This is a genomic window from Leifsonia sp. KNZ13-11D (genome assembly GCF_056754895.1).
In genome coordinates, this window is record NZ_JBPGWU010000001.1 from 3,047,370 (window position 1) to 3,060,797 (window position 13,428).

The window sequence follows — 13,428 nt, forward strand, 5'->3', positions numbered from 1 at the left end:
CGGCTGACAGCCGAGTCCTCAGGATGCGGGCGACGCGAGGAGTGGACCGAAGGCGAGTTCAGCCGCCCCGATCATCAGGATGTCCGAACCGAGTCCCGCCCGCACGATGGACAACCGCTCAGCGCTCGCGGCGAGCGCCTGCGCGGCCACGAGGCGCGGGAGCCGCTCCGGGTCGAGTGCATGGAGTGCTCCGAGGAACCCTCCGAGCACGATCAGTTGCGGATCGAAGACGTTCGTCGCGGTGCGCAGGGCGGTCGCCAGGAAGCCGAGCTGACGGTCCACCTCGGCGATCACCGGATCATCCCCCGCGGCGACCGCAGCGGAGAGTGCGCGCTCCAATTCGTCGGCATCGGCCGCGGCCATCCCGAGCACGCCCAGAAGGGCACGCTGGCTGACCTCGGTCTCCAGGCACCCGATGGCGCCGCAGTGGCAGCGCACGCCGCCGGAGTTGACGAGGGTGTGACCGAGCTCCCCGGCGTAGCCGCTGATGCCCGTCAGCGGTCTGCCGCCCACGATCACACCGGCGCCGATGCCCGACGCGCCGCCGTTCAGGTACACCAGGTCGCTCGCGCCGCGCCCGGCTCCGAACAGCCGTTCGGCGTCCGCTCCCAGGCTGGCGTCGTTCGCGGCCAGGACCGGATAGCCGGTGGCCTCCGCGAGCGCCGCCGCGAACGGCTCCTCCGACCAGCGCAGGTGCGGCGCGAGGCGCACGACGCCGTCCCGCTCCCGCACCAGGCCGGGAACCGCGACGCCGATCCCGACGACGCGGGAGGCGGCGCCGAGGTCCGGGCGCAGGCCGTCGATGACGGCGGCCGCGATGGAGACGGCCTCGCCGGCGGACGGGATGCGGCCGGTCGGGTACCGGACGCGCCGGCGGACCGTGGCATCCAGGCCCACGACGCCGACCGTGACGGCGTCGATCTCCGGGTTCACGGCGAGCGCGACGACGCGCCCGTCCGCGGCGACCACCGGCGACGGGCGGCCGACGCGGTTGCTGACCTCGGGCTCGCCCTCCTGGACCAGCCCGAGGTCGGCGAGCTCGGCGACGAGCGCGCCGACGGTCGACCGGTTCAGGCCGGTGGCCTGGGTGAGCAGGGACCGCGAGAGCGGCCCCTCCCGGTGCACCAGCCCGAGCACCGTGGCGAGGTTGTGCCGCCGCACCGTGTCGAGGTTGGTCCCTGCTGTCGCGCCGTTCATCCTCCGGCAACTTTACGGCGTCACCGGCTCCGCCCGGTCACCACGTCTCGGGCCGCGCCCCCAGCGGGACGGGAGCGGGACGCTCGACGGTGGAGGTCAGCTCGACGACGGTGTGCGCCTCTCCGGCGCGCAGCACCGCCTCCATGATCTCGAGCACGTGGAAGGCCAGCTCCCCCGACGCCCGGTGCGGCCGACCCGTCTCGATCGCCCGCGCCATGTCGGCGAGCCCGTATCCGCGGCCGGCGTCCGCGTACCCGGCCGCAGGCGGCACGTCGCGGAACTCCCGGTCGTCGGCGGTGGCGAGCCGTACGGTGTCCGAGAACATGTTCGGGTCGGGGACCGCGATGGTGCCCGCGGTGCCGTACACCTCGAACTTCGGGCTCTCCGTCGCCCACACGTCGAACGACACCGTCACCGTCGAGATGACGCCGGAGACGTGCTCCAGGATCGCGGTGACGTGCGTGTCCACGTCGACGGGGATGCTCGATCCGGCCTGCGGGCCGGTCGCGACCGTGCGCTCGCGCGTCGACCGCCGGGTCGCGCCGGACACCCGGGCGACCGGGCCGAAGAAGGTGACGAGGCTGGTCAGGTAGTACGGGCCCATGTCGAACAGCGGTCCGCCGCCCGGCTGGTAGTAGAACGCGGGGGCGGGATGCCAGAGCTCATGCCCCGGCGCACTCCACGCGACAGCCGCCGCGACCGGGTCGCCGATCCGTCCGTCGTCGAGAAGCGCGCGGGCGGTCTGGACGCCGGTCCCCAGCACGGTGTCGGGGGCGCTGCCGATCCGCAGGCCCAGCGCCTCGGCGCGGTTCAGCACCGGCGCCGCCTCCTCCGTGGTGAGGGCGAGCGGCTTCTCGCCGTACACGTGCTTCCCCGCGTCCAGGGCGCGCAGGGCGACCTCGGCGTGCGCCTGCGGGATGGTCAGGTTGAGCACTGCATCCACGTCCGGATGCGCGAGCAGCTCGTCGACCGACAGACCGAGCACGCCCTGCTCGGCGGCCACGGTCGCCGCACGGTCGACGTCGAGGTCGGCGACCGCCGTCAGGCGCAGGTTCGGCAGGTGCGGGAAGTGCTCGAAGTACTGGCGGCTGATGACGCCGACTCCGATGACGCCGACGTTCAACGGGATGCCCACAGCAGACCCCTTTCGATGATGGTGCGGACGGGCTGGCTCTCGACGATCTCCAGGCGGTGGCCGGGCGCCGAGACGAAGATGCGGCCCTTGCCCCACTGCCGGGTCCAGATCGCGGGCGCCGTGACAGGACGGTTCCACGCGTCCCAGGGGCGGACCTCCTGGGTCGTCGTCGCCAGCACGTCGTTGTACTCGTCGCTGAGCACCCAGTACTGCTCGGTCACCAGGTCGAAGTCGTCGATGCCCTGGGTGATCGGATGCGTGCGGCCGAGGTCGGTGATGTGCACCGTGTACGGGATGTAGTTGTCGGACTGGTCGCCGACGCGCTCCGCCGGGTCCTTGCCCGCGTGGTGGGCGAACTGGCCGCCGATCATGTGCAGGTAGTCCGCGTTCTCCCGGTACGAGTCGGCGATGCCGCCGTGCCAGCCGGCCATTCCGGTGCCGTTGAGCACCGCCTGCTGCAGTCCGCGGAACTCGGCGTCCTCGATCCGGTTCATGGTGTTGACCTGCACGATCAGGTCGACCGTCTCCATGTACGACTCGTCGGCGTAGACGGTGGAGCCCTCCTCGACCCGGACGTCGAAGCCGTTGTCGCGGAGGAACGGAACGAACAGCTCCGTCGTCTCGACGGGCATGTGCCCGTCCCATCCGCCGCGCACCACCAGTGCGTTCTTGCTCATGCGTCCTCCTCGGTCGCGTCGATCGGCGTCCACGCACTGCCGTCGGCGGCGCTGCGCTCGACGGCGTCGAGGACGCGCTGGATGTGCAGGCCGTCGGCGAACGACGGCTCCGGGTCGGTCCCCGTGGCGATCGCCGTCACGAAGTCGACCACCTCGTGGCTGAAGGCGTGCTCGTAGCCGAGCGCATGTCCCGTCGGCCACCAGTTCGCCATATAGGGATGCTCGGGCTCGGTCACGATGATGCGGGCGAACCCCTGCTCACCTGCCGGGGCGGTGGCGTCGTAGAACTGCAGCTCGTTCATCGACTCGAGGTCGAAGGCGATGGCCCCGCGCGAGCCGCTGAGCTCGATCCGGAGGGCGTTCTTGCGGCCGGTCGCGTAGCGGGTCGCCTCGAAGGCGCCGATCGCCCCCGCGGCCGCGCCGCCGCTGAGCCGGGCGGTGAACCAGGCGGCGTCGTCGACGGTCACGCGTCCGCGCTCGGTGGATGCCGTGCCGGACAGTCCGACGGTCTCACCGAGCAGCGGGCGCTCCTCGACGAAGGTGGCCAGCGTGCCCGAGACGCCGCTCAGGCGGGAGCCGGTCAGGTGTTCGACGAGGTCGACCGCGTGCGCGCCGATGTCGCCGAGCGAGCCGGAGCCGGCCGCCGCCTTGTCGAGCCGCCAGGTCATCGGGCCCTCTTCGTCGCGCAGCCAGTCCTGCAGGTAGAGGGCGCGGACCTGGCGGATCTCGCCGAGCCGGCCCTCCTGAACCAGGCTGCGGGCGAAGCCGATCGCGGGCACGCGCCGGTAGCTGAAGCCGACCATCGAGCGGATGCCGTCGGCGGCGGCGCGCTCGGCGGCCTCCGTCATCGCCTCGGCCTCCGCGACCGTGTTGGCCAGCGGCTTCTCGCAGAGCACGTGCTTGCCCGCCTGCAGCGCGGCGATCGCGATCTCGGCATGGCTGTCGCCGGGGGTGCAGATGTCGATCACGTCGATGTCGGGATCGTCCACCGCCGCACGCCAGTCGGTGACGGCATTCCGCCAGCCGAAGCGTCGGCGGGCATCCTCCACCCGGGCGGCGTCGCGGCCGACGATGGTCTCCATCACCGGCTCGGCCGGCAAGTCGAAGAAGCGCGGGGCGGTGCGCCAGCCCTGGGAGTGCGCCGCGCCCATGAACCCGTAGCCGATCATGGCGACGCGGAGCTGGGGGTGTCGGTCATCGTCGGCCTCCTGTCGTGCGTACCCGTGCGACGCTAGATCGCCTCCGCACCGGGTGACAAGTTTCGGCGGTGGGTTGGAAAACTTTCGCTGGTCGGAGCGCTGGGCCGCTCGCGGCGGCTCAACCGCGCGGCGGGGCCGTCGAGCCGCGCTCCACCAGGGAGGTCGCCAGCTCCAGCCGCGTGTTGTCGACATCGCCGGTGCGGAGCCGGAGTGCAAGCCGGGTCGCCTCCTCCGCCATCTTCTGCAGCGGCTGGCGGATGGTCGTCAGCGGCGGACGCGCCCACGACGCCGACGGGGCGTCGTCGAAGCCGATCACCGAGACGTCCCCCGGCACGTCCAGGCCGAGCGCGAAGGCCGCATCGTAGACCCCGAGCGCCTGCATGTCGTTCGCGCACACGATCGCGGTCGGCCGGTCGTCGCCGCTGAGCAGGCGGCGGCCGGCGCGCTCCCCGTCGTCGCGGGCGAACCCACCGCCCTCCACGCTCGGCACCGGGAGCCCCGCCTCCTGCATCGCCGCCTGGTAGCCAGCGACCCGCGCCCGTGAGCACAGCAGCTCGACGGGTCCGCCGATCGCGGCGATGCGCCGGTGACCCAGCGCCAGCAGGTGGCGGGTGGCGGCGAGTCCCCCGGCCCAGTTGGTGGCGCCGATCGCCGGGACGTCCGCGGGAGGGTCTCCGGCGGGATCGACGACGACGAACGGGATGTTGCGGGTGCGCAGCTGACGGCGGTGGTCGGCGGTGAGGTTCGAGAACTGGAGCACGATCGCGACGGGCTTCCGCCTCAGCACGCCGGTGATGAGCTCGTCCCCGACCGCGTGGTAGTCGCCGATCGTCGAGAGCGTCATCGCGAGGCCGTTCTCACGCGCAGCGCGTTCGACGCCGCGGATCACCTCCACGGACCATTCGCTGGCCAGGTTCTCGATGACCAGCTCCACCGCCTCGCCGCGCTCGGTGTCGACGCCGCGCCGGGCATAGCCCGAGTCGTGCAGCAGGTCCTCGACGCGGCGGCGGGTCGCCGGGGCGATCCCCGGGCGTCCGTTCAGCACCTTGGACACGGTGGCCAGCGACACGGACGCCTCGCGGGCGATCGCCTCCAAGGTGGGGCGGGTAGGACCGGTCATGCAGCCACTGTCGCATATCGGTCGCGTGGAGGAGCTGTGCCACAATGTCCGCCACGCGCCACTGCCGACCCGTGGCCCTTCGAAAACCCTGCCGAAAGCGAGACCGATGCCGCTCACCGACCTGTCCCACGCCGAACTGCTCGCCTTCCGCCCGGAGGTGCACGAGCCCGCCGACTTCGACGCGTTCTGGGCGCGCACGATCGCCGAGGCGCGCGCCGCCGGCGGCACCGCCGAGCTGACGCCGGCCGACACGCCGGTCACCCAGCTGATCGTCGAGAACCTCGTCTTCCCCGGGTTCGGCGGCGAGCCGGTGCGCGCCTGGGTCTCGCGCCCGCTGCACGCCGACGGCCCGCTGCCCGCGGTCGTCCAGTTCCAGGGCTACGGCGGGGGACGCGGCCTGGCCGGTGAAAACGTGGGGTGGGCGCTGGCCGGGTACGTCCACGTCTTCGTCGACACCCGCGGCCAGGGCAGCGGGTGGGGCAGCGGCGGCGACACGCCCGACCCGCACGGGTCGGGGCCGGCCACCCCCGGTGTCATGACCCGCGGCATCCACTCGCCGGAGACGTACTACTACCGCCGGGTGTTCACCGACGCGGTGCGCGCGGTGGATGCGACGCGCGACCTGCCGTTCGTCGACGCCTCCCGGATAGCGGTGACCGGCGGCAGTCAGGGCGGCGGGATCGCGCTGGCCGCCGCAGCGCTCTCGGACTGCGTCGCGGCGGCCATGCCCGACGTGGCGTTCCTCTGCGCGTTCCGCCGCGGCGTCGAGGTCGCCGTCGGCGGCCCCTACCTGGAGCTCGCGACCTACCTGTCGGTGCACCGGGACGAGGTGGCCGACGTGTTCCGGACGGTGTCGTACGTCGACGGGGTCAACTTCGCCCGCCGCATCCACGTGCCGACGCTGTTCTCGGTGGCGCTGATGGACACGGTGGTGCCGCCGTCGACGACGTTCGCGGCGTACAACCACCTGGCCGCCGAGGACCGGGCGATCGAGGTGTACCCGTTCAACGACCACGAGGGCGGCGGCGCGATGCAATGGCGCGCGCAGGCCGCCTGGCTGGCGGCGCGCTTCGGCGCCTGACCCGCGCTCGCGGGGCGTTGCGCGCCACGATTTGTGCCACGTGCCCACGCCCTCGTCGACATTCGTGCAGAATCACGCCGTTGGCATCCCGAGAGCCGCGATTCGTGCCGAATGTCCCGCGGTCGTTCCCACGACATTCGTGCCGAATCGTGATTCTGGCGTCCCGCAAGGCGCGATTCGTGACGAATGTCGCCCAGGCGCACAACGGGATTTGTGCCAAATCCTGCGGGAGGGAGCGAGAGCGGCGCGAGAAGCGGGCGGGCGGGGCGCGGCGTCAGGCGGGCGGCGCCGTCGTGGCGCGGCGCACCAGCCTGGTCGGCAGCCGCAGGTGGATGCGCTCCGGCGTCTCGCCGCTCATCATCGCGATGAGCAGGTCGGCGGCCGCCGCTCCGAGGCCCTGCATCGGCTGGCGCACCGTCGTGATCGGCGGGGTGTACTGGGACGCCTCCGGCACGTCGTCGAAGCCGATCACCGACAGCTCGCGAGGCACGTCCAGCCCGATCTCCGCCGCGACCTCCATCACCGCGATCGCCGAGACGTCGTTGGCGGCGAACACGGCCGTCGGCCGGTCCGGGCGGCTGAGCAGCGGCAGCGCCACCTCGCGGACGGTGTTGTGCTCGTAGCGGCCGATAGCGACGAGCGACGGGTCGAAGGTGATGCCCGCCTCGCCCAGCGCGTGACGGTAGCCGGCGTCGCGGAGGTTCGACGAGCGCAGGTCGGGACGCCCGGCCACGAACGCGATCCGCCGGTGGCCCAGCCCGATCAGGTACGCGGTCGCGTTGCGCGCGCCGCCGAAGCTGTCCGACTCGACGGTCGGCAGATCGGCACGGCCGGTATGCGGGTCGATGGCGACCATCGGCACGTCGGCGTTCGCGTTCACCACGGTCGGGGTGACCATGATCACGCCGTCGATGAGCGTCCCGCTGAGCCGGCTGAGCGAGCGCCGCTCCCAGCCCTCGCTCGAGGGCTGGCGGGACCCGCTGTACGCGAGCAGGTCGTAGCGGGAGTCGTGCAGGGCCGCGCCGACGCCTTTGAGCACCTCGGCGGAGAAGGGCTCGAAGTCGGCGACGAGCACCCCGATGACGCCGGTGCGGCGCGATCGCATGGAGCTGGCGACCAGGCTCGACTCGTAGCCGAGCTCCTGCACGACCTGGAGGACGCGCTCCACGGTCTCGACCGCGACCCCGTACCGACCGTTGACCGCCTTGGACACGGTGGCGACGGAGACACCGGCCGCTTCGGCCACATCGTTGATCGTCGGACGCCGTCCCATGCCACCGCAGCCTAGCGTAGAAAAGGTTTTCGAAAACGTTTGACACTCTCAGGTTCACTTGCGACACTTCCCTCGTCCCCACCTCAACGAAGAGAACAGGTTGGAATCACATGAAAGGCACCAAGCTCCTCACCGGGGCCGCCGTCGTGATGGCCGGCGCACTCGCACTCACGGCGTGCAGCGGCGGCTCCGACAGCTCCAGCAGCAACGGCAAGGTCAGTATGACCCTCTGGCAGAACTCCACAACCGGCCCCGGCCAGGAGTTCTGGAACAACGCCGTCGCCGCTTTCGAGAAGGCGAACCCCAACGTCACCATCAAGGTCCAGTCCATCCAGAACGAGGACCTCGACGGCAAACTCCAGACGGCGCTCAACTCCGGCGACGCTCCCGACATCTTCCTGCAGCGAGGCGGCGGCAAGATGGCGGCGATGGTCAACGCGGGTCAGCTGATGGACATCACCGACAAGGTCTCGTCCGAGACCAAGAAGAACATCTCGTCCGGCTCCTTCAAGGCGGAGACGTACCAGGACAAGGTCTGGGCGATGCCGATCGCCGTGCTGCCGGGCGGGCTGTTCTACAGCCAGGACCTGTTCAAGGCAGCCGGGATCACCGACGCTCCCAAGACCATCGACGACCTGAACAGCGACGTCACCAAGCTGAAGGCGACCGGCGTCGCGCCGATCGCCCTCGGCGCGAAGGACGCCTGGCCGGCCGCGCACTGGTTCTACTGGTTCGCTCTCCGCGAGTGCGCCGGCTCCACCATGGAGAAGACCGCCGACTCGAAGTCGTTCAGCGACGGATGCTGGCTGAAGGCCGCCGAGGACCTGCAGAAGTTCTCGGACACCAAGCCCTTCAACGACGGCTTCCTCACCACCTCCGCCCAGCAGGGCGCGGGCAGCTCGGCCGGCCTCGTCGCGAACCACAAGGCCGCGATGGAGCTCATGGGCGCGTGGGACCCGGGAGTGATCGCATCGCTCACGCCCGACCAGAAGCCCCTCCCCGACCTCGGCTTCTACCCGTTCCCGGAGGTCTCCGGCGGCAAGGGTGAGCCGGGTTCGATCATGGGCGGCGTCGACGGCTACTCGTGCTCCGTCAAGGCGCCCAAGGAGTGCGTCGACTTCCTGAACTTCGTCGCCACCACGGACCAGCAGGAGGCCTACTACAAGGCCTTCAACGCCCCGCCCGTGAACGCCGAGGCGCAGAAGGTCGTCACCGAGCCCTACCTGAAGGATGTGCTGAAGGCCTACAACGCGGCGCCGTACGTCTCGCAGTGGCTCGACACCGTGCTCGGCCAGAACGTCGGCAACGCGCTCAACGTGGCGGTCGTCGACATGCTCGCCGGCAAGAGCGACCCGAAGCAGCTCATCCAGGCGGCGAACGACGCCGCCAAGAAGGGCTGAGGACAGAACTCGTGAGCAACACCCGCGAGAACACCCCCGCCGGCGTCCTGCCGAAGCCGGGTCTCGCGCAGCACGACGGGAGCGGCGCAGCCGCGTCGCTCCCGTCGCCGCGGCGCCGCAGGCGTACCGGCTGGGCCATGCGCCTCGAGATCCTCCTGCTGGCCGGCCCTGCAGCGATCGTCTTCCTGGCCTTCGTCATCTTCCCGGTCGTGATCGCCGCCTACTACGGCTTCTTCCGCTGGCAGGGATACGGTCCGGCCACGGACTTCGTCGGCCTGCAGAACTACGTCACGATCCTTCAGGACTCAGCCTTCCAGCAGGCCCTGATGCACAACGGGCTGATCGTGATCGGCTCGCTGGTCCTGCAGGGACCGGTGGCCATCCTGCTGGCACTGCTGCTCAACCGCAAGATGCGCGGCCAGTCCATCATCCGCGTCCTGATCTTCGTCCCCTACGTCATCGCCGAGGTCGTGGTCGGCACCGGGTGGAGCCTGATGCTCGCCACGAACGGCGCGCTGAACGGCTTCCTCAAGAATGTCGGGCTCGGCTTCCTCGCCCACGACTGGCTGTCCGACCCGAGCATCGCCATCTGGACCCTGCTCGCCATCCTGACCTGGAAGTACGTCGGTTTCGCCGTCATCCTCTTCCTCGCCGGCCTGCAGGGCATCCCCGAGGAGCTCTACGAAGCGGCCGCCCTCGACGGCGCCTCGTACTGGCAGATCCAGCGGAGGATCTCCCTCCCGCTGCTCGGCCCGACGCTCCGCATCTGGGCGTTCCTGTCGATCATCGGCGCCCTGCAGCTGTTCGACCTCGTCTACATCATCTGGGGCCAGTACGTCGCCTCCACCGCCGGCACCTCCACGATGGCGACCTACATGGTGGCCAACGGGCGCAACGCCGGCAACTTCGGCTACGGAAACGCCGTCGCCGTCGTCATCTTCCTGATCTCCCTGATCGTCGCGCTGTTCTACCAGCGGTTCGTGCTCCGTCGCGACACCGAGGGCGCCATCACGGGTGACAGGCGCATCGGAAGGAAGAAGCGATGAGCGCGATGGTCGTCATCCCGGACGCTCCCGACGCCCCCGGCGTCCTGGATGCGCCGAGCCGCAAGAAGGCGAAGAGCCTGCCCTGGGGCTCCCCCAGCGTCTACTTCATCGCCCTCGTCGTGATCGCGCTGATGCTGGCCCCGATCGCCTACATCGTGCTCGGCGGCTTCCGCACCAACTCCCAGATCACCGTCGACCCCGCCGGGTTCCCCAACCCGTGGAACGTGCAGAACTACCTCGACGTCCTCACCGGCGGCACGTTCTGGGCCGAGGTCGGCAACTCGACGATCGTCGCCGTCGTGACCACGGTCGGCGTCATCCTGCTCGGGCTGATGGCGAGCTACGTGCTCGCCCGCTACAGCTTCCGCGGACGCGGCCTGCTGTACGCGCTGTTCGCGGCCGGCCTGATGTTCCCGATCACGGTGGCCATCACGCCGCTGTACATCGTGGTGCGCAACATCGGCCTGATGAACTCGCTGGCCGGCGTCATCCTGCCGCAGATCGCGTTCGCGCTGCCGACGACGATCATCATCCTGGTGCCGTTCCTGCGGGCCATCCCGGACGAGATCCAGGAGGCGGCCTTCATCGACGGCTGCAGCCGGCTGGGCTTCTTCTGGCGGATGGTGCTGCGGCTGTCGATGCCCGGTGTGATCACCGTCGGGATCCTGGCGTTCATCGCCAGCTGGAACAGCTACCTGCTGCCGCTGTTCCTGCTCAACAACGAGGCGACGTTCACGCTGCCGCTCGGGGTGCAGGCGTTCTCGTCGCAGTACTCCGTCGACACGGCCAAGGTGCTGGCCTTCACATCGCTGTCCATGATCCCGGCGCTGGTGTTCTTCAGCCTCTTCGAGCGCCGCATCGTCGGCGGCCTGACCGGCGCCGTCAAGGGCTGACGCCCTCCCCTCGCAGATCGAGAAGTGAGATCGACATGACCGAATCCCTCCCGCGCCCCGTCGCGCCCTCCGAGCGCGTGCGCGGGCTCGTCGCCTCCATGACGCTGGACGAGAAGCTCGCCCAGCTGGTCGGGTACTGGGTCGACAAGGGCGACGAGCTCGTGGCGCCGATGGCGGGCGAGATGGGCAACCCCGGCGCCTACGCGGATGTCACCGCGAACGGCCTCGGGCAGCTCACCCGCGTCTACGGCACGCGACCGGTCGAGCCGGTCGAGCGCGCTGCCTGGCTGTGGGCGGAGCAGCGGCGGCTGAAGGAGGAGACCCGGCTCGGCATCCCCGCGCTGGTGCACGAGGAGTGCCTGACGGGCCTCGCGGCCTGGAAGGCGGCGACGTTCCCCACGCCGCTCGCCTGGGGCGCCTCCTTCGACCCGGAGCTCGTGGAGGAGATGGCCGGCCTGATCGGCCTGTCGATGCGCGAGCTGGGCATCCACCAGGGCCTGGCGCCCGTGCTGGATGTGATCCGCGACCCGCGCTGGGGACGCGTCGACGAGTGCATCGCCGAGGACCCGTACGTCGTCGGCACCATCGGCACGGCCTACGTGCGGGGGCTGCAGGAGGCGGGCGTCCACGCGACGCTCAAGCATTTCGTCGGATACTCGGCGTCGCAGGCGGGCCGCAACCACGCCCCGGTGCACGCCGGGCCGCGCGAGCTGCGCGACACCCTGCTGCAGCCGTTCGAGATGGCGGTCCGCGACGGCGGGGTGCGGTCGGTGATGAACTCGTACGCCGAAATCGACGGCGTGCCCGTCGCGGCGAGCGCCGAGTACCTGACCGGCGTCCTGCGCGATGAATGGGGTTTCGACGGGACGGTCGTCTCCGACTACTTCTCCGTCGCCTTCCTGCACACCATGCACGGCGTGGCCGCCGACCTCCGCGAGGCCGCGGCGCTCGCCCTGGCCGCGGGCATCGACGTCGAGCTGCCCACCGGCGATGCCTTCCTGGAGCCGCTCGCCGCGCGCATCCGCTCCGGCGAGACCGATGAGGCGCTCGTGGACCGCGCGGTGCTCCGCGTGCTGGCGCAGAAGGAGGAGCTCGGCCTGCTCGACGCCACCTTCGACGAGCCGCCCACCTCCATCGACCTCGACACCCCCGCCCACCGGGATGTCGCCCTGCGTCTGGCCGAGGAGTCGCTGGTGCTGCTCACCAACGACGGTGCGCTCCCGCTCGCGGAGCCCGCCCGGATCGCCGTGCTCGGACCGAACGCCGACGCGCCGGAGGCCCTGATGGGCTGCTACTCCTTCGCCAACCACGTGCTCGCCCATCACCCGGAGGTGCCGCTCGGGTTCGGGCTGCCGTCGGTGCTGGAGGCCGTGCGTGGCGAGTTCGCCTCTGCCTCCGTCGTCTACGAGCGCGGCTGCGACGTGGAGGGCGACGACCGCTCCGGCATCCCCGCCGCGGTCGCCGCAGCGAGCTCCGCAGACGTGGCCGTCGTCGTGGTCGGCGACCGCGCGGGGCTCTTCGGCCGCGGGACGGTCGGCGAGGGCAACGACGTGGAGAGCCTCGAGCTGCCGGGCATCCAGCGCGAACTGGTCGAGCGGGCCGTCGCGACGGGCACCCCCGTCGTGCTCGTCGTGCTCTCCGGCCGCCCGTACGCGATCGGCTGGGCCGTGGAGGGCGTGACCGCTCCGGCGGCCGTGCTGCAGGCGTTCTTCCCCGGCGAGGAGGGCGGAACGGCCATCGCCGCCGTGCTCTCCGGCCGGGTGTCGCCCTCCGGCCATCTGCCCGTCTCCCTCCCCCGCTCGGCGGGCGCGCAGCCGTACTCGTACCTGCACCCGCTGCTCGGCGGCCCGAACGAGATCACCAGCGCCGACAGCACCCCGGTGCTGCCGTTCGGCCACGGTCTGTCGTACACCACCTTCGAGCGGTCCGAGCTGACCGTCGACCGCGAGGTGCGTGCCGGCGGAGCGTTCACCGCCGCTGTGCGCATCCGGAACACAGGCGAGCGCGCGGGCACCGACCTCGTGCAGCTGTACGCCCGGGATGTGCACGCGAGCGTCACGCGCCCGGTCGCCCAGCTGCTCGGCTACCGCCGCGTGGAGCTGCAGCCGGGCGAGGAGGCCATCGTGCGGCTCACCGTGCCGACGACGCGGCTCGCGTTCTCGGACCCGGCGATGCGCCGCATCGTGGAGCCCGGCGCGATCGACCTCTGGGTGGGTCAGTCGTGCGACGTCCGCGAAGCGTCGGCGAGCCTGACGATCACAGGACCCGTGCACGAGGTCACCCCCGCGGACGCCCGCCTGGTGACGTCGGACGTCGAGACGGCTACCGTGGGTGCCGTCTTCACCGACGCGCTCTGACCCGGGCGGATTTTCCGCTCCGGCACTCGCGCCGCACCCCCGGGATGCGG

At 71.1% G+C, this 13,428-nt stretch carries 11 protein-coding genes; 5 read left to right on the forward strand and 6 right to left on the reverse strand.

Translation table 11 applies throughout. The annotated features are described in order from the left end of the window. Nucleotides 1-18: 18 nt before the first annotated feature. From ACR9Y5_RS14960 to ACR9Y5_RS14980, 5 genes are all read right to left on the reverse strand, one after another. Nucleotides 19-1,197: an ROK family transcriptional regulator gene (locus tag ACR9Y5_RS14960; RefSeq protein ID WP_481298684.1), complete on the reverse strand. Its 1,179-nt coding sequence runs from the start codon at nt 1,195-1,197 to the stop codon at nt 19-21. 37 nt (nt 1,198-1,234) lie between these two features. Further along, complete coding sequence (locus tag ACR9Y5_RS14965) at nt 1,235-2,332, reverse strand: Gfo/Idh/MocA family protein (RefSeq protein ID WP_481298685.1); 1,098 nt, start codon at nt 2,330-2,332, stop codon at nt 1,235-1,237. After that, nucleotides 2,317-3,009, reverse strand: a complete 693-nt coding sequence (locus ACR9Y5_RS14970; protein WP_481298686.1) for a ThuA domain-containing protein — start codon at nt 3,007-3,009, stop codon at nt 2,317-2,319. Before ACR9Y5_RS14970 ends, ACR9Y5_RS14965 begins: the two co-directional genes overlap by 16 nt. Further along, entirely contained in the window at nt 3,006-4,178 is a 1,173-nt protein-coding gene (locus tag ACR9Y5_RS14975) for a Gfo/Idh/MocA family protein (RefSeq protein ID WP_481298687.1), read from the reverse strand. Before ACR9Y5_RS14975 ends, ACR9Y5_RS14970 begins: the two co-directional genes overlap by 4 nt. Nucleotides 4,179-4,326: 148 nt before the next feature. Then, entirely contained in the window at nt 4,327-5,328 is a 1,002-nt protein-coding gene (locus ACR9Y5_RS14980) for a LacI family DNA-binding transcriptional regulator (protein ID WP_481298688.1), read from the reverse strand. Between the two features lie 106 nt (nt 5,329-5,434). Here ACR9Y5_RS14980 and ACR9Y5_RS14985 point away from each other — a divergent pair, with 106 nt between their 5' ends. Further along, complete coding sequence (locus tag ACR9Y5_RS14985) at nt 5,435-6,409, forward strand: acetylxylan esterase (protein WP_481298689.1); 975 nt, start codon at nt 5,435-5,437, stop codon at nt 6,407-6,409. A gap of 274 nt (nt 6,410-6,683) precedes the next feature. Here the strand turns inward: ACR9Y5_RS14985 and ACR9Y5_RS14990 are convergent, their stop codons facing one another. After that, nucleotides 6,684-7,682, reverse strand: coding sequence for a LacI family DNA-binding transcriptional regulator (locus ACR9Y5_RS14990; RefSeq protein ID WP_481298690.1), 999 nt, complete (start codon nt 7,680-7,682; stop codon nt 6,684-6,686). A gap of 110 nt (nt 7,683-7,792) precedes the next feature. Between ACR9Y5_RS14990 and ACR9Y5_RS14995 the strand changes: the two genes are divergently transcribed. From ACR9Y5_RS14995 to ACR9Y5_RS15010, 4 genes are read left to right on the forward strand one after another with little or no spacing between them, the layout of a single operon-like run. Beyond that, nucleotides 7,793-9,082 (forward strand): ABC transporter substrate-binding protein, encoded by a 1,290-nt coding sequence (locus ACR9Y5_RS14995; protein ID WP_481298691.1) that lies wholly within the window; start codon nt 7,793-7,795, stop codon nt 9,080-9,082. A gap of 11 nt (nt 9,083-9,093) precedes the next feature. After that, complete coding sequence (locus ACR9Y5_RS15000) at nt 9,094-10,128, forward strand: carbohydrate ABC transporter permease (protein WP_481298692.1); 1,035 nt, start codon at nt 9,094-9,096, stop codon at nt 10,126-10,128. Beyond that, nucleotides 10,125-11,021, forward strand: a complete 897-nt coding sequence (locus ACR9Y5_RS15005) for a carbohydrate ABC transporter permease (RefSeq protein ID WP_481298693.1) — start codon at nt 10,125-10,127, stop codon at nt 11,019-11,021. Before ACR9Y5_RS15000 ends, ACR9Y5_RS15005 begins: the two co-directional genes overlap by 4 nt. Before the next feature lie 35 nt (nt 11,022-11,056). Beyond that, nucleotides 11,057-13,378 (forward strand): beta-xylosidase/alpha-l-arabinosidase, encoded by a 2,322-nt coding sequence (locus tag ACR9Y5_RS15010; protein ID WP_481298694.1) that lies wholly within the window; start codon nt 11,057-11,059, stop codon nt 13,376-13,378. Nucleotides 13,379-13,428 lie beyond the last annotated feature (50 nt).

What these genes read in the sequence shown, in the direction of transcription:
- ACR9Y5_RS14960 (WP_481298684.1), bottom strand. Translation starts at nt 1,197, where the DNA reads ATGAACGGCGCGACAGCAGGGACCAACCTCGACACGGTGCGGCGGCAC.
- ACR9Y5_RS14970 (WP_481298686.1), bottom strand. Translation starts at nt 3,009, where the DNA reads ATGAGCAAGAACGCACTGGTGGTGCGCGGCGGATGGGACGGGCACATG.
- ACR9Y5_RS14975 (WP_481298687.1), bottom strand. Translation starts at nt 4,178, where the DNA reads ATGATCGGCTACGGGTTCATGGGCGCGGCGCACTCCCAGGGCTGGCGC.
- ACR9Y5_RS14980 (WP_481298688.1), bottom strand. Translation starts at nt 5,328, where the DNA reads ATGACCGGTCCTACCCGCCCCACCTTGGAGGCGATCGCCCGCGAGGCG.
- ACR9Y5_RS14985 (WP_481298689.1), top strand. Translation starts at nt 5,435, where the DNA reads ATGCCGCTCACCGACCTGTCCCACGCCGAACTGCTCGCCTTCCGCCCG.
- ACR9Y5_RS14990 (WP_481298690.1), bottom strand. Translation starts at nt 7,682, where the DNA reads ATGGGACGGCGTCCGACGATCAACGATGTGGCCGAAGCGGCCGGTGTC.
- ACR9Y5_RS14995 (WP_481298691.1), top strand. Translation starts at nt 7,793, where the DNA reads ATGAAAGGCACCAAGCTCCTCACCGGGGCCGCCGTCGTGATGGCCGGC.
- ACR9Y5_RS15005 (WP_481298693.1), top strand. Translation starts at nt 10,125, where the DNA reads ATGAGCGCGATGGTCGTCATCCCGGACGCTCCCGACGCCCCCGGCGTC.
- ACR9Y5_RS15010 (WP_481298694.1), top strand. Translation starts at nt 11,057, where the DNA reads ATGACCGAATCCCTCCCGCGCCCCGTCGCGCCCTCCGAGCGCGTGCGC.